This is a genomic window from Pseudoalteromonas sp. SG44-17 (genome assembly GCF_014164235.1).
In the GTDB taxonomy this organism is placed as follows: domain Bacteria; phylum Pseudomonadota; class Gammaproteobacteria; order Enterobacterales; family Alteromonadaceae; genus Pseudoalteromonas; species Pseudoalteromonas rhizosphaerae.
The window spans coordinates 1-26,046 of the sequence record NZ_JACJEV010000010.1 but is presented as its reverse complement, the minus strand read 5'-3'; the positions used below and the strand labels follow the sequence as shown (position 1 = coordinate 26,046).

The following is a 26,046-nucleotide window of genomic DNA, read 5'->3' as shown; positions in this document are numbered from 1 at the left end:
ATTTAATTATGAGCCAGACCATCAGAGTGAGTTTGGTATTTGGCTTTCACTAACTCCATATAATGCGCTAAGCTTTTTTGTGAATTAGTATCAAATGCCTTGGCGAGTGGAATAATGCTTTGAATACGATCTAAGCGAAACTCTCGGTAGTCACTGCGCAACTGACAATAAGCGATAAGAGTCCACTTTGCTCCCCAATATACCAGTCCTAAAGGGTCGACAATACGCTGAGTTGGTCGTTGGTTTACATCCAGATAATGAAATTCAATGCAGGTTTTATTAGTGATGGCTTTACGAAGTATTAAAGTGGTCGTTTGGTGGCTTTTATCGTGATGAAATGCAGAGACTAAATACGGCAGCTCTGCAACGCGTTGCTTTAACTTGTTAGGCAACACTGCATTAATTTTAGTCATTGCAGTTTGAGCATTCGCCGCTAACTGTGGATCAGTCCAAGCGCTCACCATTTTACTACCTAACAACAGTGCTTGTAGCTCCTCAAGAGTAAACATCATCGGTGGTAGATCGTAATCGGTAATTAAATAGCCAGTGCCTGCCTCACCTTCAACGGGCACGCCCGAGCTCTGTAAGTGCTGAATATCGCGATAAATTGTTCGCTGAGATACCTGTAATTTATTGGCAAGTTCGTTTGCAGTGATCGCAAAGCGGCGACTCTTAAGTATGTTTACTAATTGAAATAGCCGCTCTGATTTGTGCATTGGTTATCCTTGTTTTCAAAAATACAGTGTTAGCTTTGTTGGCAAGCTGTTTGGCTAAGCACTTCAAAACGATCCTGCTTTATCGATTCTTTTGCAATGAGAGAAGTGTACTGTTGGCAAATAGCATTATCAAAAAATGTATCACGCAGTTTTTGGGCATCAGCAACCGTAGCAAAATAAATTATACTACTATATTGCTGGGTATCGGCTTGTTTAGCAAGGGAGCGGTAAAGTACGCCTGATTGGTTATCAATATAACGCTGAAAATCATTATTAGCGATGTGGAACTGCGCTAAGTTTGTATCAGTCTTTAGTTTGAAATTTACAACTTCGATTAAATTTGTGGTCATCATAGTTCTCCTTGTTTAAGAAGAGCTAAGTAAATCATAGCGGGCTGTCAGGGAGTGTCAGTAACCAGCTTACGGATAAAAATTAAGCTGGTTACTCTGGTTATACTATTTTATAAATGCAAATGCATCGGCGAACATGTTTTCGCGAATTGCACCATGTGCTAGGAAATCATCGCGCACAATACCTATCATGTCAAAACGCCCTGCCATGTAAATATCATATGGGGCAAGCGATACGATATCGTTCATCACCGCTTTATGTACGTAGCCTGTGTGGCCTGTCCAGCTAGCTGTTGGGTTTTCCACTACTGGTATAAAGGTAAAGTTTTCACGGCTATCGGCCCATGTTTGCATTTCAGTATGCGCATATAAGGCTGACTCTTCACGCACACCCCAATAGAACAATACCGGACGCTCACAACCGATTTCACTTAAATGATCAGCCATAGATTTTGCGTATGAAAACCCAGTGCCGCCAGCGAGTAAAATAATTGGACGTTCGCATTGGAGACGCAACTGTGAAATGCCTAAGCCAGCTTCAATCAACACCTGAGTTTTCTCAGCATGGGCTTGGCGAAGATGCTCTAAAGTTTGCATTGCATATGAATCAACTGCAGATGCGCCAATATGGAGTTCTAGCTCATCAGACTGTGAAGGGCGGCTGGCAATTGAAAACGCGCGCTTGTCTTTTTCGCCAAGTACTACTTGCAAATATTGGCCAGCTTCAAAGGTGACGCTTTCAACAGGTTTTAAAATTACTTTGTGAACAAATTCAGTGAGTGGGCTGATAGCGACAACTTCAGCGTGTAATGTTTGCATGTTTTACCTTAAATTAGCGGATACGCACTTTATTTGAACAATAATAACATATCCGCATAGTGAGTTTATAGCCTCTAAAAGAGCTGTTAAAGAATATCTAAGCTTTGCCAGATTTCATCGACGCGATCTTTAGTCGCTTGATCCATCACAATGGGTTCGCCCCACTCACGAGTGGTTTCGCCGGGCCATTTATTAGTGGCATCCATACCCACTTTTGAACCAAGACCTGAAACCGGTGATGCAAAGTCTAGATAATCAATCGGTGTGTTTTCAATTAGAGTCGTGTCGCGGGCGGGATCCATACGTGTAGTAATCGCCCAGATCACGTCATTCCAATCACGTGCGTTAACGTCATCATCACAGACAATGACAAACTTTGTGTACATAAACTGACGCAAGAACGACCATACCCCCATCATCACGCGCTTGGCATGACCTGGATATTGTTTTTTCATTGTCACTATCGCCATACGATATGAACAGCCTTCTGGCGGTAGATAAAAATCGACTATCTCAGGAAATTGCTTTTGCAAAATAGGCACGAAGACTTCATTGAGTGCGACCCCTAAAATTGCCGGCTCATCTGGTGGACGACCAGTAAAAGTGCTGTGATAAATAGGATCTTTACGATGTGTCATGTGGGTCACGGTCATAACAGGGAAGTTATCAACCTCATTGTAATAACCCGTGTGATCGCCATAAGGGCCTTCAGGTGCCATTTCGCCCGGCATTATATAGCCTTCAAGAACTATTTCAGCACTGGCTGGAACTTGTAAATCATTGGATATCGACTTAACTACTTCTGTTTTGCTACCACGTAGCAAGCCGGCAAAGGCGTATTCACTCAAGGTATCTGGCACTGGCGTGACGGCACCTAGGATTGTCGCCGGATCAGCACCCAATGCTACCGATACCGGATAAGGTTGGCCTGGGTTTTCTTTACACCATTCTTGAAAATCGAGAGCACCGCCACGGTGTGATAACCAGCGCATAATGATTTTATTTTTACCGAGTAATTGTTGGCGGTAAATACCTAAGTTTTGGCGTTTTTTGAAAGGCCCTTTGGTGACGGTTAAACCCCAAGTGATTAATGGAGCCACATCACCAGGCCAGCAGTGTTGAATTGGCAGCTTAGTTAAATCAACATCATCGCCTTCTAGAATAACTTGCTGACAAGGCGCTTTTTTAACTTCTTTGGCAGGCATATTTAATACTTGCTTAAACACTGGAATTTGGCTAAATGCTTCTCTAATGCCTTTTGGTGGCTCTGGCTCTTTTAAAAATGCCAGCAACTTACCGACTTCTCGCAGTTCGCTAACGTGTTCTTTACCCATTCCCATGGCAACACGCTCTGGTGTACCAAATAAGTTAGCTAGCACGGGGATATCATAACCTTTAGGGTTTTCAAACAATAAAGCGGGTCCCTTAGCACGTAGTGTGCGGTCGGCAATTTCGGTCATTTCAAGATAAGGATCAACTTCTTGGTGAATACGCTTCAGTTCACCTTTTTTTTCTAATAAATCGATAAAATCACGTAGATCTTTGTATTTCATTGTGGGCCGCTTTAAAGCTTAAAAGACTGTTGGCATTATACTTAAATAAAGACGTTAAGCGAATTAATGAGGTGTTTTTAGAGCACATTTAAACGATCATTTTTGTTACATTATAAGGTGAGTAAGCTATAGTTTAGGACAAATGTTTGAAATGAGTTTTTGATTAATGGGTGGGCTTATCGTAAAAACATTTATCAAGGCTGTTATTATTTGCTGTGTAATTACCTATGTAGATCAAGTAAGTGCTAAGCAATCATTAAATTCCGTGATCAATATGCCGCTTTTTAATGAGCACAGTGCCGTGATGTTAGTGGTAGAACCGCAAACGGGTGAAATTAAATTTGCTAATAAAGCAGCGGCTGCATTTTATGGTTACAGTATTGCGCAATTGCAAACAATGCGTATCCAGCAAATTAATATATTTACTGAGCAACAAGTTGCACAGGAGCGCCAAGCGGCTCTGACTAAAGGGCAAAACTATTTTGTTTTCAAACACCGATTAGCGAGCGGTGAAACACGTACCGTTAGCGTTTATTCAGCCCCATTTACAATTGAAAATAAAGATTTTTTATTTTCTGTCATACATGATATTTCATCTCAACGTAACCTTGAAAAAGCGCTTTGGCATTATCAAGAAAATCTTGAACAATTGGTTGCCATTCAAACTAATGAAATAGAACAAAAACGCACCGATCAATTGCTGTTAGCGCTAATATCTATTTCTGTACTGATAATACTGCTAGCGACTTTAACTTGGTTAGTTTTGCGATTACGCCGAGCTAAAAAATCGGCGCAAAAAGACAGTGCGACGCTAAAAGCGATTTTCAATAGTATTGATGATCTGCTCGTTTACACGGATGCCGAGCATAGGGTCATTACAGCTAATACTGCGGCTGTGCAAAAGTTAACGGCAGGCGAGCCACTGAAGGATAAAAATATTTACTCATTTACTGAGTGCCCGAAAGGAGTTGTTGGAGTTGATAGTGAGTGTCAATTTCACGGAGCCAAAGAGGTATTTTGGGGAGAGGCACGAGTAACCGCAGTTATCGACGAAAAAAATAGCAAAATTGGTGAAATACACTTAATTCGTGATATCACTTTAAAATTAAAAGCACGCCAGCAGCAACGACTCGCGAGCACGGTATTTTCGACAACTAATGAAGGTATTTTGGTTTCTAATCGTGATAATGAAATTCAAGCTGTAAATAAAGCCTTCACACAGATCACCGGTTATCAAGAACAAGATGTGCTTGGTAAAACACCTGCAATATTAAATTCGGGCCATCATAAACCATCGTTTTTTAAAGTGTTATATCGACGTTTAAATGAGGTAGGGCATTGGGAAGGTGAAATATGGAACCGCCGCAAAGATGGTAGTATTTATCCGAGCTGGGTCAATATTTCGGTAGTATTTGACGAGGAAAAAGACATTGAAGTTTATGTTGCCTTATTTAACGACATTTCTTTACGCAAAGAAAATGAACAGGAAATGTGGCTACAAACTAATTTTGATACCTTAACGGGTTTGGCAAATCGCTATCATTATAATAGCAAGCTAGATCAAGAAATGATCCGTGCGACAGCTGATAATAAGCGTTTGGCAATTTGTTTTATTGATTTAGATCGGTTTAAAAGCGTTAACGATACCCTAGGGCATAATAGTGGTGATTTACTATTACTTGAGGCTGCCAAAAGGCTTAAAGCATGTATGCGCAGCTCTGATGTAGTTGCCCGTTTAGGTGGCGATGAGTTTGCGCTATTACTGCCAGGGATCAATACGTTAGCAGATATTGAGCGACTAGCTACAAAAACTCTGCTGGCGCTTAGTTCTTCATTTAAAATTGGTGAGCAAGATGTATTTGTATCCGGCAGTATGGGGATCACTATTTTCCCCGACGATGGAGTCGATCGCAAAATATTATTACGTAATGCTGATAGCGCCATGTACAAAGCTAAAGCACAAGGGCGAAACTGCTTTGAGTTCTTTACCAGTGGCTTGCATGAACAAGCGACTGCTCGCAGTAGGCTCGAAAATGCTCTTCATAAAGCGCTTAGTAATAACGAGTTTACCGTTTATTTTCAGCCAATTATTAGCCACGATAAAAAAACGGTCGGTTGTGAAGCTTTATTGCGATGGCATAGTGCGGAGCTTGGCGATGTGTCGCCGGCACAATTCATTCCTGTATGTGAAGAGTTAGGATTAATCATTCCAATTGGTGAGTGGGTACTCAGAGAAGCATGCCGCGAAGCTGCTAAATGGTGTAGCAGTTTCGGTGATCAGTTTTTTGTTACGGTAAATATGTCTAGCGTGCAATTTATTCGCCAAGATATTGAAGCGTTAGTTAAAAGTGTTCTACAGGAAACGCAGTTATCAGCTCAGTGTTTAACCCTTGAAATTACAGAAACGCTACTTGCTGATAATAGCTCAAATATTTTGCAGCAGTTGCAAGCATTACGGGCAACCGGCGTGGGTTTAGCAATTGATGACTTTGGCACCGGTTACTCGTCGTTGAGCTATTTAAAGCGTTTTCCGCTGAGTAAGTTAAAAATAGATCGGGAGTTTATAAAAGACTTACCCGATGAGCTTGAAGATTGTGCGATGGTCAGTGCAATAATTTCAATGGCTAGTAATCTACAGCTCAAAGTTGTTGCCGAAGGAGTTGAAACCTTTGCACAGCTGGCTTTTTTAAATGCTCTAAATTGTGATTATATTCAAGGTTTTTTATACAGCAAACCACTGCCAGCGGCACTATTTGATAAATACATTAGGGAGTTTATCGCGGAGCAAAATAATAAATAAGCTGCTACACGCCACTGCAACGTTATTTCTGTGGCGTGTATTTATCATTATCACAATAGCTGCAGATGGATTTTATATTCAGAGTTAGAACTTAAACCTTTCTACCGCGCTGGTTAATGAGTGAGCGAGTTGGTTAACGTCTTCACTTTGGTTGGCGAGAGACTTTGCATGTTCGGCATTCGTTTGTGCTTGAACCGTTACCTGCGCCATAATCTGTTTTATTTCATTGCTGTTATCAAGCTGGTGATGTGATGAACTGGCAATTTGCATACTCATTTGGTTAATTGTCACTAAGGTACTTTGTATTTTATCCACGGCTTGGTTTAATTCACTACTATTTGCTACACATTCTTTTGCTTGTTGTTGCCCATCGTTAATTTCATGATGAGCAGTGTTGGCCTGATGTTGCAGTGTTTGGATCATTGTATGTATTTCGCTAGTCGAGTTTTGCGTTCGTGCAGCTAAAGAGCGTACTTCATCTGCCACAACAGCAAAGCCTCGGCCATTTTCTCCTGCACGGGCAGCTTCAATTGCAGCATTGAGCGCAAGCAAATTAGTTTGCTCAGCAATACTACTAATTGTATCCACGATCGCGCCAATTAATTGTGTGTGCTGGGTTAGCTCATTAGTACTTTGTACTGCTTGATCAAGTCGAGTAAGCAACGCTGCGATACGCTGGCTGTTACGATCAGCAATCTGGTTTACATCATGGGCAAACTGCGAAGCGTTAGCAACTTCATTAGAGGTGTTATCCGCTCGTTCACAGACCGCTTGGGAATTACTATGCATGCTATGCGCCACCGAGTCGGCCTCTGCAATACGATCTAATTGCTGCTGTGCTGCTTCGGTCATATGTTGGCCTTGTGCACTGGTTTGAATTGCTGATTGATCTAAGGTGTGGGCGTTATCACTTATCGCACTTAGTAATGTACTTAGATCATCGCTTAATTGATTGATATTGTTTAAAAGTACACCAAATTCATCATCATTATGGGGCTTTGTACGTTTCGATAAATCCCCAGAAGCGATACGTGATAGTGCTTTATTTACAGCATTTAGTGGTTTTAACATTGCTTTGGTGGTTAAAAAGCAGATCAAGGCTGCAAATGAAATAAGCACTAAACTTATAATAATCGCGAGTCGCGAACCGGTAGTGATCACCGACTGAGCATCTGCCTGCAAGGTATCAAAGCGTTTATCGGCTAAATGATTTAACTCAATAATGAGCTGCTCGGTAAGTTGAAACTGTTGCTGGAATACAGCAAAGGCTTGCTCGGTCGCAACTTTACTGGTCAAAAGAGTACTTTGTTGCTGGTACAGTGTTGCCAACTGTTGATTAATTAAGCTGAGAAGGTCTTTTAGGTTGCTGAAATTTGTTTGATTTTTTAACTCACTCGCTTGCTGTTGTAGGTATGTAAAATTAGATTGGATATTGTCTAATAAAAAAGCGGTATCTTGTTGGTGCTCTGTGAGTGTTTGTAGGGAGCTAATGTGGTTGATGCTCTTAACATTATTGCCTAAAGTGAATAGCAAGTCGTCAATGCGGGTCGCGGTACCAACAATAGCGGCTAATAACGACTGTTGCGCCGGTGTTACTTCGATTAGTTCTAAATCAAGTAAGCCATTACTTAAATCAGCGAGATTATTAGCGTAATCATTTGCTAATAAGGTAACCTGAGTTGCTGCTGTTAGGCCTTGTTGTTTGGTGTTAAACATTGTTGCGCTAGTGTCAGTAAATTTTTGATAACGTTGTGTTATTTGTGATAGTAATTGCAGCATTTGTGGTTGGTCGTGCAGCTGAGAGCTTAATTCTTCTAGCTTGGTTTTAAATAAAGTTTGTTCTTCATGAGTGCTCTGTTGCTGCTGTTGCAAACTGGCTTTACTTGTTTGGCTGTATGCAACAGCATTAAATTTGGTGATTGATAACAGCGATAACCGCAAGGCATGACTTTGCTGTTGTACAGGTACAGCTAAAGTTTCTATATCCGAAGTGGCGTGATTAATTTGTCCTAATGACCAGTAAAAAAAACTACTGCTGGCGAGCATTAAAAAACCAATTGTGGCAAAGGCAAAAATTAGTTTCGTTTTAATAGCAATAGCGCGCATAGTGAACCCGTAAATACTTAATTATTTATGAGTGTAGCAGTATTTTTATAAATTATAAGTTTGGCGAGCGATTGTATTACTCTAAATTACAATGATATTTGTTGCCATCAATTATCAACATTGCTTCATTCCCTTTGGTCCAAAACAGCACATCTTCATTGGTATATTTTGCGCCCGAGGCGCTGATTTGTTTGGTCAGCGAATGATCTACTTGATTGTAATTTAGCGTGGCACTTTCTTCATCATTACTGGTAATAACGGCGCTTAGTTGGCTATCGCAGGAGAAAGACTGACTATTTAATTGTTCTGTGCATGCACTGAGGCTAATAACACCGAGTGCAATTAATAGGATTTTATACATAAACAAGTACCTTGGCTAAGTGTGTTTAGCAACTAGCATAGCAAACGAAAATTAACCTTTGGTGAAAATACTTGTTTAGGCTATGTTGATTATTATAAATTTTTTAACTGCAAAGGAAATGAGATGGCAGGTACTAACCTATTGACATTATTGGACGATATCACCACTTTATTAGATGATATTGCCACTATGAGTAAAGTCGCCACGAAGAAAACTGCGGGTGTGTTAGGGGATGATTTAGCCTTAAACGCGCAACAAGTGACAGGAGTCACTGCCGATCGTGAGCTACCAGTCGTGTGGGCGGTAGCGAAAGGCTCATTTTTAAATAAAGCAATTTTAGTTCCTGCAGCGTTATTAATAAGTGTTTGGCTACCTTGGCTTATTACACCTTTATTAATGGTTGGTGGATTATTTTTGTGTTTTGAAGGTGCTGAAAAGTTAGTCGAAAAGTTATTACCAGCTACGAAAAATGATGATGTAGATGCTATCGAAAATTTAGATTTAGTTGAGTACGAAAAACAAAAAGTAAAAGGAGCTATTCGAACCGACTTTATTTTATCGGCAGAAATAATAGTTATCACTCTAGGCACCGTGGCGGGTGCAAGTCTACTAAATCAAGCGTTAGTCTTAAGTGTTATTGCGGTGATCATGACCATAGGCGTTTATGGGTTAGTGGCAGGGATTGTAAAACTCGATGATGCTGGTTTGTATTTGCTTAACCAAGCACAGCAAACAGGAAACCGTTTTAAAGCATTATTAGGTAAAGGTTTATTAGCCGCAGCACCACGCTTAATGGCGTTTTTAGCATTTGCAGGTACGGTAGCGATGTTTTTAGTGGGTGGTGGAATTTTAGTGCATGGTATTAGTGTGTTGCATCATTGGCAAACCGCTGTTGCTGAGTTTGCACTAGCAAACTTAGGTACGCTGGGAGAGATTATTGCGCCTTTACTGTTCGATGGTTTATTCGGTGTATTAGCCGGTGCGGTTGCTGTGTTGGTTCATCATGGAATTGCCAGCATGAAAGCAAAAAAGCCAGCAAAGTAAATTTGCTGGCAATGAATTAGCAAGGGAATGCTATGAAAGTTATTTGCTTGAATTAATTAGTGTTCATGTTTTGATTCAGCAGCTATACCTAACCAGGTAATTTGATTAGGGATAAAATCAAGGTTAAGAATAGTTTTAGTCGTTTGCTCATGCGTGTCGATACTTAATACTGTTTGGTTGTTTGCATCACTGATATATAAAGTATCGTCGGCCGCAGAGGCAGCGAGTGCATAGTTACCAGCTGGGTTTTCGAGTACTTTAAAGCGTGCACTGACTTGCCAATCATCTTCAGCATGTAGCACCGACAAGAAACCGTCACTTCCAAGCACATAAAACTCGCCAGTAATCCTATCGAGTGCACTTGCTAATACGGTATTTTCAGTATTTTGTTGCCATGAAAGCTGTGTCATTTCAGCTGATGCTGGGTCGATGGTGTAAAAAAGCTTACTTTGTGCAATACCTAAAAATAGTTCGCTGTGTTCACTCGCTTTAATTGTGCCAATACGCGTACCTTCAGCAAAGCTGTTGAGATTAGCTACTTTGGCTGCGTTAAACACACCACCTTTTTCAGTTATAACTAATACACCATCGCTACAGCCAAAAGCGATATGCTGGTGATTTTGCGCACTGCCATGTAGTGCAGGGCAATCCAATGCAAACCGCTGTTCTTGATGAAAGTGATCACCATGAATATGCAGTTGTTCAACATAATTTGGCAGCACGCTAGTTATATCTTCGCTGCGATAAGTTGTTATTACCGATTCACCGCGAATTTGCGCTGTACCATGCATGGCATTAGTAAAGCTATGAGCTGCAAGTATTTCGCCATCTTCAATTGATGTATCAGTTAAAATAGCAAAGCTTGCTGGGATCCCCGCATCTATATTGCCATCAAAAAACAGTGCCGCTTGCTGTTCGCTTATATCAAAATGAGTTGGCTTATCATTTGTTAATGTAAAACCTGAAAAGGAAGGTAGTTGTTTGTAATCATGCAGGTGATCATCATGATCTTCTTGGTATAAACCACCATCAATAAATTCTACATAGTTATCCGCGCGTTGTATAAGTACCGCAAAACGATTGTTAGGACTTGCATATAAGCCGCTAACAATATTTGCAGTATTAAACATTTCAAGTAGCGTGTCATTATCAGTATCGAAAATTGATACGTTTGCAGTATCAGCATGACTAATGGCTAAACGCCCTGTTGAGGTGATTCCGATATGATCATGGTTATCTGCCAGCCCAGCATTTTTATCTGCAAGATCATCAATTTCACTGTTACAAGCACACAGTACGGTGACCATAGATGCGATCAGGCTAGTTTTAAAGTTAGGTAAAATCATTAACATTCCGGTGTTTTGTTATAATGTATCGGCAATGTTATAATGTAACTTAATCAAAGTAAATAAGTACTCTTCGTTCTTTACTTAAGCATTTGGATGGATATCTATTTAAAATCTTACTGGGTACAATTGCAAAAAATATAAATATGAATATAAATGTAAATATAAAAGGATGTTGTATGGGTAAGATAATGCAGTTTATTGTTGTTATTGCTTTGTGTGTTGTCAGCTTCATGAGTGATGCAAATCAATCAGCTCCAGCAGTCGATGACTTCAGCCGCAGCAGTGAATATAGCCAAGTTAAAATCTCTCCTAATGGGAGCTACCTTGCAGTAATTATGCAACCTGAAGGTAAAAAGGTGCTAGTTATTTTAGATGCTAAAAAATTTACAATTCACCACGCTATTAATTTTGAGAGCAATGCCCAAGTTGGTGCTTATCATTGGGTAAGTGATGATCGGGTTGTAGTTGCAAAAGAATACTTACGCGGCTGGCAAGATCACCCTGAATATTATGGGGAATTATATGGCGTGAATGCTGATGGCTCAAAAGCTAAGTACTTAGTTGGCTATCTTGGCGAAATGCAAACTGGCTCTCGTATCAAAAAGGCCACACCACTTTATGGCACCTCTTATTTGCTGGATCCTTTAATCCACGATGAAGATAAAATGCTTATAGTGACTTACCCGTGGACATCAAGTAGTGAACCGCACACGGTTGTTTATGAGGTTGATATCTTTTCAGGGAAGCGTCGTAAAGTTACGCGCTCCCCGTCACGTATGGCCAACTTTTTGACTGACCATGAAGGAAATGTCAGAGTGGCTGTTTCCAGTGATGATTACATTAAGCCTACAATACATATCCGTGAAAAGTCAGGTGGAGATTGGCAAGCGCTTAATTTAGCTGGTTTGACTTACAGTGATGTTGAGTTGCACGCTTTTGATAGTAGTGGTGATGCTGTCTATATCACAGCATCAATAAGTGGTGAAGCTCAAGGCTTATATAAATTGAATCTAAAAACCAGAGCAATTGATTTAATTCATAAGGAAGAGAAAGTCTCACCAAAGCAAATATGGGTCGATGAAGCATCAAAAGAGCTATTTGCGATTGAAACCGAACTAGGTTATCCAACTTATGCTTTTGTCGATGGGCAATCAGATAAAAGCATGCGTTTAAAATCATTAATCTCCGCTTTACCTGGTGAACAAGTGCAACTCGTTAGTAGTACTGAAGATGGCGACACTAATATTATTTATGCCTCTAATGATCGTAACCCTGGACAATATTATTTATTCGATGCCAAAAGTAATAACTTACGATTTTTGTTTGCATCCCGCAGTTGGATTGATGCAGAACAAATGGCGCAGACCAAGCCTGTAAGTTATACCAGTCGAGATGGTTTAACTATTTATGGCTACTTAACAGTACCGAATAACACCATAGAAAAAAACTTACCTTTAGTGGTTATGCCACATGGTGGTCCACATGGCCCGCGCGATTGGTGGGGATTCGACCCTGATGCACAGTTGCTTGCAAGCCGTGGTTTGGCCGTACTAAAAGTTAATTTTAGAGGTTCAGGTGGTTTTGGCCGTAACTTTGAGCATGCTGGGCATCGAAAATGGGGAGCTGAAATTCAATTTGATATTATAGATGGTGTGAAGTATTTAGTTGAGCAGGGTACAGTTAATAAAAACAATATCTGCATTATGGGCGCGAGCTTTGGTGGATACTCAGCGTTACAAAGTGCGATTTTAGAACCTGATATGTTTAAGTGTGCGATTGGCGTTGTTGGCGTTTATGATTTGCCCTTAATGTTTAAAGAAGGGGATGTTGCGGAGCGCGATAGTGGCCAACGTTATTTACAGAATGTTTTGGGTACAGATGAAGCGCAACTAAAGGCTTTTTCACCTAGCTATAATATTGATAAGTTAAAGGCTCCAGTGCTGATAGTGCATGGTGGTGAAGATCAGCGTGCACCGATTGAGCAAGCCGAATCACTGATTGCGGCTCTTAAAAAAGCTAAACATCCTTATATATATGAACTGCTTGAAGATGAAGGGCATGGTTTTTATAAGCAAGAACATCGCACTCGTTATTATCAAAAAGTGCTGACCTTTTTAGACCAACACTTAACAATGTAACAGTCGTATTTACGTGTTAAATGGCAAGCTAAAAGCTTGCCATATTTATATCCACTTGTTGTGGGTAGTTTGGCTATATTAACAGGAATACTCAAGGCACAGCTCTTTGAGTTGTACTTTGGCTTTGTGGTTATTTTGCCTGGCAGCTTGTTGATACCAATAAATAGCTTGGCTGATATCTTTTTCTACCCCTTCACCATCACGATACATTTGCGCAGTATTAAGCTGACCCCATTGTGAGCCTTCTTTGCTGGCGAGTAAAAAGCTTTCGAACGCTTCAGGAAATAACCCATCTTTGTAATAGATGATGCCTTGCTGATTATTTTTATTAAGCTTCAACCCTTCATATAGCGGTTTAGGGCGTGGTGGGAACATCACAAAACCACCATATAAGCTATATGCATAAGGGCGTAGTACATCATAAATAGCGCCTTCAGCATATAAACGCTGTACTTCGCTGCGCGGTAAAATTATTGTTTTTGATGAGAAATAACCTTTTTGTATCAATAAGCTGGTACGCATAGCCATAGTAATGCCGCTGTCGCGTTTATAGCGATAATTGCTGATTTGAAAGGTGATATTTTGGTCATCAAACTCGAGTACTTGGGCTACTTTTAGGTTTTCAGGGCGCAATGGTTCGTTAGAAAACTTATCAGCATGTACCAAGTAAGTATCGAATGCTTGTGGCTGGCTGAGTATTGCTTGCTTGGCTTTTAGCTCATCAAGATGTTGTGTATAGAAGTAAATTGATAACCAGATAAGTAATATCGAGCCTATAAAATATTTGATCAAAGAAAGCTTTTCTAACCATGGCAGTTGCATAATTGAAAGCTGCACATTGTGCTGACAATGGCTACACTGGTATTGGTAATGCCATGCTAATGGCAGCATAGGGACAATTGAAAAACGCAAAAAGCGGCTGTGGTTTTGTAGTCGATAGTCATCGTGATGACAGTATGGGCAGGTTTTTGTTTGGCTGAAAAACGACAATGAATCGCTGGTATTGAATAGTAGCATATGGCCTTTTTTCCCCTTCCTTGTTTTACGTTAAATTAAAACAAGGAGGGTTAGATGCAAAGTAAAAAATTGTAATAAAGTATGTTTGGTTAGCTTATTTACTCGCTACAGGCTTTGCTTTAATTGTAGTTTTAGCATCAGCTGCCATAAACGCAAATACAGCATATGCTGCGGTATTTTGCTTAAGTTTAGCCGGATCGATCTTATCAAGCGTATCATCAGCAGTGTGATGGTAGTCAAAGTAATCAGTACCGTCTTGGTGCAGCTCAAAAATTGGCGCGCTGGTGGCATTTTTAAATGGAATTAAATCAGGCCCACCATTAGCGCTATTTTTACCTATGTATTCAACATTTAGCGGCGCAAGTTGCTTGGCTATTGCACGCACTACTGGCAACGAGGCTGCAGAGACATTCGATTCAAAGCCATACACTACATCAGCACCAAAGTCAGATTCAGCGGCGGCAACAATTTTATCAAGTTCATTTGCATGCTTTTTAAAATAAGCTTTAGCGCCCCATAATCCTAGCTCTTCAGCGGCAAATAACACTACACGAATACTGCGTTTAGGACGTTTTATTTCACTAATATGTTTGGCAGCAGCCATGGTTAACGCAACGCCTGCACCATCATCAAGTGCGCCAGTGCCTAAATCCCAAGAATCTAAATGACCGCCAATCAGTACGTACTGTTCAGGGTTTTGTGTGCCATTGAACTGACCAATCACGTTATAGCCAGTACCTTGGCCGCGATCTTCAGTTTGCACATTGATATTTACGGTAACATTTTTACCTAGTGCAACTAAGCGAGCTAGCTGATCTGCATCAGGATTAGCAATGGTCACATTAGGGATTTTCGTAACACCTTCTTGATAGTGACTGCCACCGGTATGAGCAAAGCGGTGGTGTGCGGTGCTAACAGAACGCATCATATAACCAATCGCGCCTTTTTTTGCAGCCTCAACTGAACCTGTTGAACGAGCACGAACAGCAGGACCATAACCATTGCCATCAATATGACGGTTCATATGGTAATTTATATAAGCTATTTTACCTTTTAAGCTGTTTGCTGGTGCTGCGATAAGTTCATCAAGCGTTTCAAATAATACGACTTCAGCGGTAATGCCATCTTTCGGTGTGCTAACGCTGTGGCCTAATGCTGTTAGGTGCAAAGGTTGCTCGCTTGGCGTTAAAATTTTGCCACTTTCACTAAAACGGCGCCATTCAGGAAAGGTTGCTTCTTCTAGCCATACTTTATCAAAACCAAGCTCTTTAAATTTAGCTTGGGCCCACGCAACGGCTTTTTTATCGTTTTCTGTGCCAGGTAAGCGAGGTCCTATTTCAGTAGTAAGCGATTCAAGCAATTGATAGCTTAACTCGCTGTTACTGGCATTAGTTCTTAGTTCGGTGACTTGCTGAAGTTGCTTTGCGGTAAATTCAGGCTCGGCGGCATTGGCTAAAAAGCTGCCGGCGAGCAGTAATCCGGTGATGATTTTTTTCATTATTGACCTGGTTATATTTTCAAGTGAGAGTTATTAAAGCATTTAATACTGAGCAACAAAAGTAGATGAGATAAATGCCTATCGGTGGCGATGTTATGGTGAATGTTTATTGAGAATATGGTCAGCTTAATGGTAGCAATTTGTATATTCTGCTATTATGCAGCATAACTAAGTCGGGCATCTGCAGCGGCTTTTCATGTTTACTTATTGCACTGGAAATTACTTTGACCGCTACAGCTTTTTCATCACTCGCTTTACCATCAGGTTTGGTCGATAACTTATCGACTTTAGGTTACACCCAAATGACCGCTGTACAGGCGCAAAGCCTGCCGCCAGTGCTTGAAGGTAAAGACATCATTGCACAAGCTAAAACTGGCTCAGGTAAAACTGCCGCATTTAGTTTAGGTGTGTTGGCCAAGCTTAATGTTAAGCGTTTTCGTATACAGTCTTTAGTGCTTTGTCCAACCCGTGAGTTGGCTGAGCAAGTAGCTGTGGAAATGCGTAAATTAGCGCGTGGTATTCACAATATAAAAATATTAACTCTATGTGGTGGCGTGTCGATTGGTCCACAAATTGGTTCACTAGAGCATGGTGCACATATTATTGTTGGCACACCTGGGCGTGTAGATGATCATATTCGCAAAGGTACGCTACGTTTAGATGATGTAGACACGCTAGTACTTGATGAAGCCGATCAAATGCTTGATATGGGCTTTCAAGACACTTTGGATGCAATTATTGAGCGTATTCCAAAACAGCGTCAAACTTTATTATTTAGCGCCACTTTTCCGCGCGCAATAGAAGCGATTGCCAAGCGTGTATTAAGCAATCCTGTTATGGTGAAGGTTGAAGAAGAGCAAGAAAAAAGTACTATTAAACAGTACTTTTATAAAATGGATAATAACAAACAACGTTTTAATACATTAAAATTGTTGCTGCTGAAGTTTCAACCAGAAAGTTGTGTGGTGTTTTGTAATACCAAGGTCGAAACTCAACAGGTGTGTGATGATTTAGCTGATGAAGGCTTCAGTGCCGTGTCATTGCATGGTGATTTAGAGCAGCGAGATCGTGAGCGCACCTTGATCCACTTTGCTAATAAAAGCGCCTCGATTTTAGTGGCCACTGATGTAGCCGCTCGCGGTTTAGACATCGATGATATGGATATGGTGATTAACTACCACCTTGCCCATGACCCACAAACCCACGTACACCGTATTGGTCGAACTGGTCGTGCTGGTAAAAAAGGCATTGCATGCTCTATTTATGGCGATGCAGAACAATTCAAAGTGGCACAAATTGGTGACCATTATGAATGTGATTTTTTACCAGAACAATTACCGCCGTTTAGCCTACTTGAAAAGCCACCATACAAACCACAAATGGTGACACTAATGATCGATTCAGGTAAAAAGCAAAAGGTACGCGCAGGTGATATTTTAGGTGCATTAACCGGTAAAGATGGTGTTGCCGGACGTCAAGTCGGTAAAATTAATGTGCTTGATAATGTGGCTTTTGTGGCTGTCGAACGTAATAGCTCAAAGCCCGCGCTACGAAAATTAACGGAAGGTAATATTAAAGGGCGTAAAATTCGTGCCCGTCGTTTAACTCGTTAATTATTGCTTATGATGTTTTTGAGCAGCTTGCTCTAAGCTGCTCATATTCATTTTTTAACTGTTTAAACTGCTCTGCATTACCATGTTGTTTATCTGGATGATATTGTGTTGCCAACTGCCGCCAGCGCTTTTGCAATGCCTGCATAGAAAAATCGTCAGGTAATTCCCAGCGCTTTAATAATGTCTGGCGTTGTTGTTGATCAAGCGTATTTATTGTTGGTGATGCACGAAAAGTACGCCAAAAGTCATCTAACAGTGATTTAACTTCTGTTATCGAAGCATCGTAATTTTGCCAATCTAGATAGTACGTTTGTAATGAGTCATGCGCTGCAATAGTTACCTTATCTGGATTATCGGTGAGCTCTATATGTAAACTGGCTACCAATAAATATTGATTTGGCAACAGTTGTTGTTGCAGTTGATAAAGTGCATTCATAATTAAAAAGTTACGCTTAAACAGATCACGGTATGGATCTGTATCTAAGTTATTAACTACACCTCGCTTAGATAATTCCAACGCTAAAGTGTGAACCTTCCAAATGTGCTTCGTTAAAATTAACTCGAAAATCTCATCAATCAGTGGGTTAAGCATTGTTTACAGTCTAGTTATTGGTGTATCTTGACTAAACTATCATAGCTTCTACTGCTAACAAAATTCCAAGGAAAAAATTATGCTGGGTCAGTTTAAGCGCCTATTATTTATTTGCTCTATTAGTATGCTTGGCGTTTTTTCTCAATCAGGTAATGCTCAACAACAAGTAGCACTTTTTGAACAATTTAAAGTTACGGATGAATGGTCTGAAAAGCAGCTGTTAGCAACCCAGTTACTGTCTAGACAATTATCAAATCAGCAACAAGTTGCTATTTATTCTGGTTTAGCTGAGCGTGCGTTTGAGTTGAGTAATTATCCCCAAGCATTGCATTATTATCAGTTGCTTGAGCAGCATAGTACATTTGAAAATCTGCCTGAGTTACATTTTCGAGCAATAAAAATGCAGGGCGTGGTGCAATATTTTCAAGGTTTATTACAACAAGCCATTATTGATTACAGCCGTGCGTTAAACTTAGCGGTACGTTTAAAGAGTCCATTAAAACAAGCCAACTTGCTAAGTAATATTGGCCTTGCATATTTTAATATGCACAACATGGAGCTTGCTTTAGATCATTACCAGCAGGCAAAAGCACTTTATGAAATAGATGGTAGCGCGCAAGACAAAGCTGATATTCTTCATAATATTGCGGGCATCTATATTCGTTTATCTAGCTATGATTCGGCACTCGAAATTTATCGCGAAGTGCTCGATGTATTTCAGCAATTGGGTGATGAAGAGGGGATTGCTCGTTCCTATGGCAATATGGGTGTTGCTTATACTGAGTCGGGTCAAAATCAATTAGCGTTGCACTATTACCAGCTCGCTTTACGCTATTATCAAAGTGTAAATGATGCCTATCAGTTATCTGTACAGCATACCAACTTAGCTAACATAAATTTAAAAATCGATGAGTTGGATGCTGCTTTGTATCACGCACAAGCAGCTCAAAAATACGCTCAGCAGATAGATAATCAATCCTTACGGTTAGCTTCTTTACATGTTTTAGCTAAAGTGCAATTAGTGATGGGGGATATTGATATTGCGGAGCAAAATTTACAACAATCAATATCACTAGCCAAAGAATATAAAGATGAATTGCGTATTAAAGACGGCTTAGGTATCGAGGCGTTATTAAGCGCTGGTGCCGGTGACTATAAGCGGGCTATTCATCTGCACCAACAGTTTGTTGATTATCAACGTAGCATAACCAGTGAAGAGGTCATGAAAGCGTTAAATGTATTTCAGTCTCAGTTTCAGTCGAACCAGTTAAACCAAGAAATTAAACAGCTTAAACAAGAGCGTAGCCTACAAGAATTAAAGATTGAAAAACGTTCACAGTTAACTATTTTACTGTCTATTGTGCTGATGTTGGTATTGATCTGTGCAGTTGTATTATATCGCCGTGCAATCGAAAAAAAGGCTAAAGCCCAATTAGAGCAAAAAGTTGAGCAACGTACTCAAGAATTACAATATGTGGCACAAGAGCTACGTGCCGCGAATCAAGTTAAGAGCCAGTTTTTGGCTAATATCAGCCATGAAATACGCACACCACTTACCGCTATTTTAGGGCAAACAGACGACTTATTGCATGGTTTATATCAGCCCCAGCAATTACAAACAGAATTGTTAGTTATTAAAAAACATAGCGATCATTTAAAAGATTTGATTAATGATGTGCTCGATATTAGTAAGATAGAAGCAAACCGTTTAGATTTACATGTTAGCGAGTTTGACCTCGTGGAGCTTGTTAATGATGTTTATGCTATGTCAAGTATGCAGGCTAAAAGTAAAGGTTTAACGCTGCTATTAGAAAATCACTTAGGCTCGAGTTATTGGACTAAGTTAGATATGATCCGCGTTAAGCAAATACTAATAAACCTACTGACTAATGCGATCAAATTTACCGAGCACGGCAGTGTTACTCTGGATATTAATCACACCGAACAAGGCGTATGCTTTAAAGTGATTGATACGGGGATTGGTATGAATACAGAGCAAATAAAAAACATTTTTGAATGTTTTCAACAAGGCGATAATACCATCACCCGCAGGTTCGGTGGTTCAGGACTTGGTTTGAGTCTTTCCCAGCAATTAGCAATTATGATGGGGGGTTATATTAGTGTTGAAAGTGAGCATGGTAAAGGCAGTGAGTTTATTTTTAATGTGCCATGTAAAGAGTATGCGCCAACCCTTATTGCTACCGACAACTCAAAACCAGCTGCAACTAAAGGTCTAGTTGGGCGAGTATTATTAGCAGAAGATCATCCCGACAATCGTAGACTAATAACGCGCTTTTTAAAGTCGATTGGCCTTGAAGTGATCTCAGTAAGTAATGGTGAGCAAGCAGTTGAACAGTGCCTCAGTGAATTTCCAGATGTTGTTTTATTAGATATACAGATGCCAGTAATGGATGGCCTTAGTGCATTTGAACTGTTACATAAGTGTGGTTTTAATAAACCTATTTTTGCGTTAACAGCTAATGCAATGAGTCATGAAATAGATAATTACTTAGCGATGGGATTTACTGGCTATTTAAGTAAGCCAATAGAAAAAGAAGCGTTTTATCAGGCACTCGCAGCGCATTTAAATAGTACCAGCACGCTACCTTTAGCTAATCCTGATATTAGCGATTTAGTGACGAGTTTTATTGCCAGCTTTGATGATGAAATAGCGTCACTTACACAGCACCTTGCAGCAAAGGACTATATTGCATTACAGCAAGATAGCCATCGTATCCTTGGTGCCGCACAGATATTTTCATTAACTGATGTAGCTAATGCAGCGATGTGCTTAGATAAATCACTCTTATCACAAAAACATAACCCCAGTAGTGATGCAGACGTAAAAGAATTAGTAGATGATTTGATTAAGCAGCTATCACAACAGCTGACTTAAAAGAGCGATATATAAGCTTAATGGGTCGTTACATTAAGGCTATAAGTTACTACTAACCAATAAGGCGAGTTGAGCGTTTTATTGAGTGGCATTACTGCGTGCTAGATTTAAATAATCGCAGTTTTAATATTTACTCAATACTGCGCAGTCTGATTTTCGTCTATAGGAAACAGAGCAAAGAGATTAATAAAAAAAATTTATAATAGGAGTGAGATTTAGGGATAGGCAAAAAAAATGCCTGTATTAACAGGCATTTTAGAATCTAGTAAAGAGAATTATTGACGCTTCATCGAATCAAAAAATTCATCATTGGTTTTGCTCATAGAGAGTTTATCAATTAAAAACTCCATGGCATCAATTTCAGACATTTCATGAACTATTTTGCGTAAAATCCACATTTTTTGTAGTTCATCAGGTTTAGTCAGTAGCTCTTCGCGACGGGTACCTGAGCGGTTAAAGTCGATTGCAGGGAATACACGTTTTTCAGCAATCTTACGATTTAAGTGTAATTCCATATTACCAGTACCTTTAAACTCTTCGTAGATAACTTCATCCATCTTAGAGCCGGTATCGATAAGCGCAGTTGCGATAATAGTTAAACTACCGCCTTCTTCAACGTTACGCGCAGCACCAAAGAAACGCTTTGGTTTATGCAGGGCGTTAGCATCAACACCACCAGTAAGTACTTTACCTGATGAAGGAATTACCGTGTTATAAGCACGTGCTAAACGTGTGATTGAATCCAGTAAGATGATTACATCTTTTTTGTGCTCAACTAAACGTTTTGCTTTTTCAATTACCATTTCAGCAACTTGTACGTGACGGCTTGCTGGTTCATCAAACGTTGATGCAATAACTTCACCTTTTACTAGGCGTTGCATCTCAGTAACTTCTTCTGGACGCTCATCGATAAGTAGTACCATCAATGTCGCATCTGGGTGGTTATGGGTAATCGATTGCGCAATATTTTGTAGTAGCATTGTTTTACCCGCTTTAGGCGGTGCTACTAATAAACCACGTTGACCACGGCCAATTGGTGAGGCTAAATCAAGTACTCGAGCAGTAATATCTTCGGTGCTACCATTACCGCGTTCCATACGTAAACGTTCGTTTGCATGTAGCGGGGTAAGGTTTTCAAAAAGAATTTTCGTGCGAGAGTTTTCAGGTTTATCAAAATTTACTTCGTTTACTTTTAGTAATGCAAAGTAACGTTCACCGTCTTTAGGTGGACGTATGAGACCCATTATAGAATCACCAGTACGCATACTAAAACGACGAATTTGGCTAGGTGATATATAAATGTCATCAGGACCAGCAAGGTAAGAGGCTTCTGATGATCTTAAGAAACCAAAACCATCCTGTAAGATTTCTAATACACCACCGCCAAAAATGTTCTCTCCACTTTTGGCGTGGGCTTTAAGGATAGCAAAGATAATATCTTGCTTTCTTAAGCGGGCTACGTTTTCGAGCCCCATGGACTCAGCTAAGTCTACAAGTTCTTTGATCGACTTGTCTTTTAATTCGCGTAAATGCATATTGGTGGGTTCTTTATTACAGTTATCATGCTCATATAATCGATATTGATTAGTGAGAGAGGTTTGTTGGTAAACTAAGGATTAGTTGGCTTTATAAACTAGCAGGTCATTCGCTAGGCGTCCAGTCTTTATACAAAAAAAATTAAAAAAAAGGGCAGTTGCCCTTTTTTTTAGGCATATTTTTAGATGTTGTTTTCTAAAAACTCAACAAGTTGAGTTTTAGAAAGTGCACCCACTTTAGTTGCCGCAACTTGGCCTTCTTTGAAAAGAAGTAACGTAGGGATACCACGAATACCAAATTTAGGTGGTGTGCCCGCATTTTGGTCAATGTTTAATTTACCGATTACAACACGGCCATCAAACTCTTCTGCCACTTCATTAAGAATTGGCGCGATCATTTTACACGGTCCACACCATTCTGCCCAAAAATCAACTAATACAGGCTTGTCTGATTGTAAAACGTCAGCTTCAAAGCCATCGTCAGTTAATTGAATAATTTTCTCGCTCATTGCGCTCTCCGATAAGTTAGGCGAATTATTTAATGCGTATTTAAACACTCTTGTTTCTTATTGCAAGTTTAAACGTTATGCTTAAACGCTATGACTAAGACACATTTGACCGATAAAAAGTTTTCAGACTTTGCTATTGCACCGGAAGTGGTTGCCGGGTTAACCGAAAGTGGGTTTGAATATTGCACACCCATACAAGCTAAATGCCTACCTTTTATTTGTGATGGCCGCGACATTGCGGGTCAAGCACAAACAGGTACAGGCAAAACGTTGGCGTTTTTAACTGCCACGTGCCATCGGTTATTACAATCTAGCAAAGCACCTAGTAAACATCCAAGAGCCCTGATCATGGCCCCTACTCGGGAGCTTGCGATTCAGATCCACAAAGATGCAAAAATTTTAGCGCCACACTGTAATCTTAACTTAGGTTTAGTATATGGTGGCGAAGATTACGAAAAACAACGTGCACAATTAGAAAAAGGCGTTGATATTTTAATTGGCACCACAGGGCGCTTAATCGATTTATATAAACAAGGGTGTTACACCCTCAATGAAATCGAAGTAGTGGTACTTGATGAAGCCGATCGTATGTTTGATTTGGGTTTCATAAAAGACATTCGCTATATGTTCCGCCGTATGCCGGATACATCACAACGCCTTAATTTATTATTTTCAGCAACGTTATCGTATCGCGTTCAAGAACTGGCGTTTGAGCACATGACAAACCCAGAGCATGTACAAATTGAACCTGATGTGAAAACTGGCAAGCGCATTGTTGAAGAGTTATTTCATCCTTCTCAAGAAGATAAAGTTAAGCTGTTATTAACTTTGATTGAAGAAGAATGGCCTGAGAAAGCCATTGTGTTTGCAAATACTAAACATAGCTGTGAAACGGTTTATGCATGGTTAAAGTCTGATGGACACCGGGTGGGAATGCTCACTGGTGACGTAAATCAGAAAAAACGCCAATCAATTTTAGCGCAATTCTCTAAAGGTGATTTAGACTTCCTTGTGGCAACAGATGTTGCTGCTCGTGGCTTACATATCCCTGAAGTGAGTCATGTATTTAACTTCGACTTACCAGATGATTGTGAAGATTATGTTCATCGTATTGGCCGTACAGCACGCGCTGGGGCATCAGGTAAGGCAATTAGTTTTGCATGTGAGCAGTACGCATATAATCTTCATGAAATTGAAGAATACATAGAGCACAGCATTCCTTTATCACATTATGATAAAAGTGCATTGCTTGATGATTTAACTAAGCCTACTATTCAAAGAAAGCGTAATTATTCAACAGGCCCACGTAGTCGTAGTAACAACAGCGGACGTAGACCAAACAATAGTTACCAAAAAGCACGGTCGTAATTGCGACCGTCGTTATAGTCGTAGTAGTAACTAGAGGTTTTTGAACGGTGGGGCAACTTAAACCGCAAAAAAATGTTTATGCAGTAATTGATTTAGGATCTAACAGTTTTCACATGTTGATCGCTAAGTCAATTGCTGGCGGCTTACAAACAATAGGCCGAGTTAAACGCAAAGTCAGATTAGCCGCAGGGCTAAATGATGATAATTTACTGAGCACAGAAGCAATGCAACGAGGCTGGGAATGTCTCGCACTATTTGCAGAGCGTCTTCAAGATATCCCTAAAAACAACATTACTATTGTTGCCACCGCTACTTTGCGCTTAGCAACGAATGCTGATGAATTTAAAATCAAAGCCGAGCAAATCCTTGCGCATAAAATTAATGTCATTAGTGGTGAGCTAGAAGCGCGCACTATTTATAAAGGCGTTGCGCATACATCTTCATGTAGTGGTCGCCAACTAGTAATAGATATTGGCGGTGCCAGTACTGAGGTAGTTATAGGTAAGGGATTCGACGCACTACATTATAAAAGCCTAAACATGGGCTGTGTTACCTACCTAGAACGTTACTTTAAAGACTGTAAACTCAATGACGCTAATTTCAATGCTGCTATTAAAGCCGCACGAGTAGTTATTGATGATATAGCGCCAAGTTATAAAGTGGCGGGTTGGGAGATTGCATCAGGTGCATCGGGTACTGTACAAGCTATCCAAGAAATTATGGTGGCACAATCACTCGATGAAACACTGAGTTTAGATAAACTCAATAAAATTAAAAAGCAATCGATCGCCTATGAGACCATCGCTGAGCTAGATTTACCTGGGCTTAGTGAAGAAAGACGTTTAGTTTTTGTGTCAGGGCTCGCTATTTTAATTGCTTTATTCGAAGCGCTTGAAATTGATAAAATGGGATTAGCAGGAGGCGCACTTCGTGAAGGTGTGCTTTATAGCATGATCCCTGAGTTTCATAATCATGATATTCGAAAGCGCACTGTTGATGGCCTGATGAGCCGTTATCATGTCGATCAAAAACAAGCGAACCGAGTTGCAGAACTCGCCAGTCACCTCGCAGCTCAAGTCAGCGAGCAGTGGCCACTATTCAACAATAGTGGCCTGCCTTTACTAAAAGCGATTGCGCAATTGCATGAGATTGGTTTGTTAATTGAGTATAAGCAATATCAAAAGCACACCGCTTATATTTTAGAAAACACCGATATGCCAGGCTTTTCACAATCGGAGCATAAAATTATTGCGGCTGTAGCGAATGCACATCGTTCAGATCTGCAAAAGAATGTTTTTGAGTATTTAGGCTGCCATGCTCAGCTTACTCAGTATGTAACACGGTTGCTTAGGATCGCAGTGATCTTATCAATGCGTCGCCAAGATGATGTATTACCAAAATTAGTATTAACTGTTAATAATGACGCTCTAACACTAATATTTGAAAATGATTGGCTAAAAGCGCACCCGCTAATGGCAAGTGAGCTCCAACAAGAGTCTAAACAGCAAGCAAAAGCTGGTTGGAAGTTTATTGTTAAGTAACAAAAGGGCTGTAAAAGCCCTTTTATTGTATTAAAAACCACCTTTATGCACTAAATTTGTTCGAACAGTCAATTAAATCAAAAAAGATCAAAAAAAGTGTTGATCTGTTTTTGGATCTCCCTATAATGCGACCCCACTGAGACGGGAAACGCCAACGCATAGCGAGGCACGAACAACTCAGAGAGTTAAATAAAACTTCGGTTTTAAATATTCGCAAGAAAGTTTAAAACTAAGTGTTGAC

At 40.1% G+C, this 26,046-nt stretch carries 19 protein-coding genes; 7 read left to right on the top strand and 12 right to left on the bottom strand.

Features of this window, described 5'->3' with window-relative positions; all coding sequences use genetic code 11:
- Nucleotides 1-2: 2 nt before the first annotated feature.
- The 4 genes from H5182_RS09330 to ubiD form a co-directional block, all read right to left on the bottom strand.
- Nucleotides 3-716 carry a YafY family protein gene (locus tag H5182_RS09330; RefSeq protein ID WP_182759926.1) on the bottom strand — a complete coding sequence of 238 codons (714 nt, stop codon included), beginning with the start codon at nucleotides 714-716 and terminating at the stop codon, nucleotides 3-5.
- A 29-nt stretch (nucleotides 717-745) separates the two neighbouring features.
- Nucleotides 746-1,069, bottom strand: coding sequence for a hypothetical protein (locus tag H5182_RS09325; protein WP_257325242.1), 324 nt, complete (start codon nucleotides 1,067-1,069; stop codon nucleotides 746-748).
- Between the two features lie 102 nt (nucleotides 1,070-1,171).
- On the bottom strand, nucleotides 1,172-1,885 hold the full coding sequence (gene fre / locus H5182_RS09320) for an NAD(P)H-flavin reductase (RefSeq protein WP_145239924.1): 714 nt from the start codon (nucleotides 1,883-1,885) through the stop codon (nucleotides 1,172-1,174).
- Nucleotides 1,886-1,971: 86 nt separating this feature from the next.
- Nucleotides 1,972-3,438, bottom strand: coding sequence for a 4-hydroxy-3-polyprenylbenzoate decarboxylase (gene ubiD / locus H5182_RS09315; protein ID WP_182759925.1), 1,467 nt, complete (start codon nucleotides 3,436-3,438; stop codon nucleotides 1,972-1,974).
- Nucleotides 3,439-3,604: 166 nt separating this feature from the next.
- On the opposite strand from ubiD, the gene H5182_RS09310 reads away from it, so the two are divergent.
- The gene (locus tag H5182_RS09310; RefSeq protein WP_182759924.1) at nucleotides 3,605-6,238 is read left to right on the top strand and encodes an EAL domain-containing protein; all 2,634 of its coding nucleotides are present in this window, start codon (nucleotides 3,605-3,607) and stop codon (nucleotides 6,236-6,238) included.
- A gap of 84 nt (nucleotides 6,239-6,322) precedes the next feature.
- On the opposite strand, the gene H5182_RS09305 is transcribed toward H5182_RS09310, so the two are convergent.
- Nucleotides 6,323-8,344 carry a methyl-accepting chemotaxis protein gene (locus H5182_RS09305; RefSeq protein WP_182759923.1) on the bottom strand — a complete coding sequence of 674 codons (2,022 nt, stop codon included), beginning with the start codon at nucleotides 8,342-8,344 and terminating at the stop codon, nucleotides 6,323-6,325.
- A gap of 76 nt (nucleotides 8,345-8,420) precedes the next feature.
- Nucleotides 8,421-8,705 (bottom strand): MliC family protein, encoded by a 285-nt coding sequence (locus H5182_RS09300; RefSeq protein ID WP_182735747.1) that lies wholly within the window; start codon nucleotides 8,703-8,705, stop codon nucleotides 8,421-8,423.
- 123 nt (nucleotides 8,706-8,828) lie between these two features.
- Here H5182_RS09300 and H5182_RS09295 point away from each other — a divergent pair, with 123 nt between their 5' ends.
- Nucleotides 8,829-9,749, top strand: coding sequence for a DUF808 domain-containing protein (locus tag H5182_RS09295; protein WP_182759922.1), 921 nt, complete (start codon nucleotides 8,829-8,831; stop codon nucleotides 9,747-9,749).
- 56 nt (nucleotides 9,750-9,805) lie between these two features.
- On the opposite strand, the gene H5182_RS09290 is transcribed toward H5182_RS09295, so the two are convergent.
- Nucleotides 9,806-11,095, bottom strand: a complete 1,290-nt coding sequence (locus H5182_RS09290; RefSeq protein ID WP_182759921.1) for a hypothetical protein — start codon at nucleotides 11,093-11,095, stop codon at nucleotides 9,806-9,808.
- Nucleotides 11,096-11,274: 179 nt separating this feature from the next.
- Here H5182_RS09290 and H5182_RS09285 point away from each other — a divergent pair, with 179 nt between their 5' ends.
- On the top strand, nucleotides 11,275-13,236 hold the full coding sequence (locus H5182_RS09285) for a S9 family peptidase (protein ID WP_257325246.1): 1,962 nt from the start codon (nucleotides 11,275-11,277) through the stop codon (nucleotides 13,234-13,236).
- Nucleotides 13,237-13,314: 78 nt separating this feature from the next.
- Here H5182_RS09285 and H5182_RS09280 read toward each other — a convergent pair whose 3' ends face one another.
- Together H5182_RS09280 and H5182_RS09275 are read right to left on the bottom strand one after the other, a co-directional pair.
- Complete coding sequence (locus H5182_RS09280) at nucleotides 13,315-14,253, bottom strand: tetratricopeptide repeat protein (RefSeq protein ID WP_182759920.1); 939 nt, start codon at nucleotides 14,251-14,253, stop codon at nucleotides 13,315-13,317.
- A gap of 94 nt (nucleotides 14,254-14,347) precedes the next feature.
- Complete coding sequence (locus H5182_RS09275) at nucleotides 14,348-15,751, bottom strand: M20/M25/M40 family metallo-hydrolase (protein WP_149982165.1); 1,404 nt, start codon at nucleotides 15,749-15,751, stop codon at nucleotides 14,348-14,350.
- Between the two features lie 224 nt (nucleotides 15,752-15,975).
- Between H5182_RS09275 and dbpA the strand changes: the two genes are divergently transcribed.
- Complete coding sequence (gene dbpA, locus H5182_RS09270; protein ID WP_145239907.1) at nucleotides 15,976-17,364, top strand: ATP-dependent RNA helicase DbpA; 1,389 nt, start codon at nucleotides 15,976-15,978, stop codon at nucleotides 17,362-17,364.
- A gap of 7 nt (nucleotides 17,365-17,371) precedes the next feature.
- Here the strand turns inward: dbpA and H5182_RS09265 are convergent, their stop codons facing one another.
- On the bottom strand, nucleotides 17,372-17,956 hold the full coding sequence (locus H5182_RS09265; protein WP_182759919.1) for a DNA-J related domain-containing protein: 585 nt from the start codon (nucleotides 17,954-17,956) through the stop codon (nucleotides 17,372-17,374).
- 79 nt (nucleotides 17,957-18,035) lie between these two features.
- Here H5182_RS09265 and H5182_RS09260 point away from each other — a divergent pair, with 79 nt between their 5' ends.
- Entirely contained in the window at nucleotides 18,036-20,852 is a 2,817-nt protein-coding gene (locus tag H5182_RS09260) for an ATP-binding protein (RefSeq protein WP_182759918.1), read from the top strand.
- A gap of 275 nt (nucleotides 20,853-21,127) precedes the next feature.
- On the opposite strand, the gene rho is transcribed toward H5182_RS09260, so the two are convergent.
- Together rho and trxA are read right to left on the bottom strand one after the other, a co-directional pair.
- Entirely contained in the window at nucleotides 21,128-22,387 is a 1,260-nt protein-coding gene (rho, locus tag H5182_RS09255; protein WP_064666866.1) for a transcription termination factor Rho, read from the bottom strand.
- A gap of 182 nt (nucleotides 22,388-22,569) precedes the next feature.
- A complete protein-coding gene (trxA, locus tag H5182_RS09250) occupies nucleotides 22,570-22,896 on the bottom strand; it encodes a thioredoxin TrxA (protein WP_145239901.1) in 327 nt (108 codons plus the stop codon).
- A 90-nt stretch (nucleotides 22,897-22,986) separates the two neighbouring features.
- On the opposite strand from trxA, the gene rhlB reads away from it, so the two are divergent.
- On the top strand, nucleotides 22,987-24,264 hold the full coding sequence (gene rhlB / locus H5182_RS09245; protein WP_145239899.1) for an ATP-dependent RNA helicase RhlB: 1,278 nt from the start codon (nucleotides 22,987-22,989) through the stop codon (nucleotides 24,262-24,264).
- A gap of 47 nt (nucleotides 24,265-24,311) precedes the next feature.
- The gene (gene gppA, locus H5182_RS09240) at nucleotides 24,312-25,805 is read left to right on the top strand and encodes a guanosine-5'-triphosphate,3'-diphosphate diphosphatase (RefSeq protein ID WP_145239897.1); all 1,494 of its coding nucleotides are present in this window, start codon (nucleotides 24,312-24,314) and stop codon (nucleotides 25,803-25,805) included.
- Nucleotides 25,806-26,046 lie beyond the last annotated feature (241 nt).

Coding starts and splice junctions, on each gene's coding strand:
- H5182_RS09330 (WP_182759926.1), bottom strand. CDS start 716: ATGCACAAATCAGAGCGGCTATTTCAATTAGTAAACATACTTAAGAGT.
- H5182_RS09325 (WP_257325242.1), bottom strand. CDS start 1,069: ATGATGACCACAAATTTAATCGAAGTTGTAAATTTCAAACTAAAGACT.
- fre (WP_145239924.1), bottom strand. CDS start 1,885: ATGCAAACATTACACGCTGAAGTTGTCGCTATCAGCCCACTCACTGAA.
- ubiD (WP_182759925.1), bottom strand. CDS start 3,438: ATGAAATACAAAGATCTACGTGATTTTATCGATTTATTAGAAAAAAAA.
- H5182_RS09310 (WP_182759924.1), top strand. CDS start 3,605: ATGGGTGGGCTTATCGTAAAAACATTTATCAAGGCTGTTATTATTTGC.
- H5182_RS09305 (WP_182759923.1), bottom strand. CDS start 8,344: ATGCGCGCTATTGCTATTAAAACGAAACTAATTTTTGCCTTTGCCACA.
- H5182_RS09300 (WP_182735747.1), bottom strand. CDS start 8,705: ATGTATAAAATCCTATTAATTGCACTCGGTGTTATTAGCCTCAGTGCA.
- H5182_RS09295 (WP_182759922.1), top strand. CDS start 8,829: ATGGCAGGTACTAACCTATTGACATTATTGGACGATATCACCACTTTA.
- H5182_RS09290 (WP_182759921.1), bottom strand. CDS start 11,095: ATGATTTTACCTAACTTTAAAACTAGCCTGATCGCATCTATGGTCACC.
- H5182_RS09285 (WP_257325246.1), top strand. CDS start 11,275: ATGGGTAAGATAATGCAGTTTATTGTTGTTATTGCTTTGTGTGTTGTC.
- H5182_RS09280 (WP_182759920.1), bottom strand. CDS start 14,253: ATGCTACTATTCAATACCAGCGATTCATTGTCGTTTTTCAGCCAAACA.
- H5182_RS09275 (WP_149982165.1), bottom strand. CDS start 15,751: ATGAAAAAAATCATCACCGGATTACTGCTCGCCGGCAGCTTTTTAGCC.
- H5182_RS09265 (WP_182759919.1), bottom strand. CDS start 17,956: ATGCTTAACCCACTGATTGATGAGATTTTCGAGTTAATTTTAACGAAG.
- H5182_RS09260 (WP_182759918.1), top strand. CDS start 18,036: ATGCTGGGTCAGTTTAAGCGCCTATTATTTATTTGCTCTATTAGTATG.
- rho (WP_064666866.1), bottom strand. CDS start 22,387: ATGCATTTACGCGAATTAAAAGACAAGTCGATCAAAGAACTTGTAGAC.
- trxA (WP_145239901.1), bottom strand. CDS start 22,896: ATGAGCGAGAAAATTATTCAATTAACTGACGATGGCTTTGAAGCTGAC.
- rhlB (WP_145239899.1), top strand. CDS start 22,987: ATGACTAAGACACATTTGACCGATAAAAAGTTTTCAGACTTTGCTATT.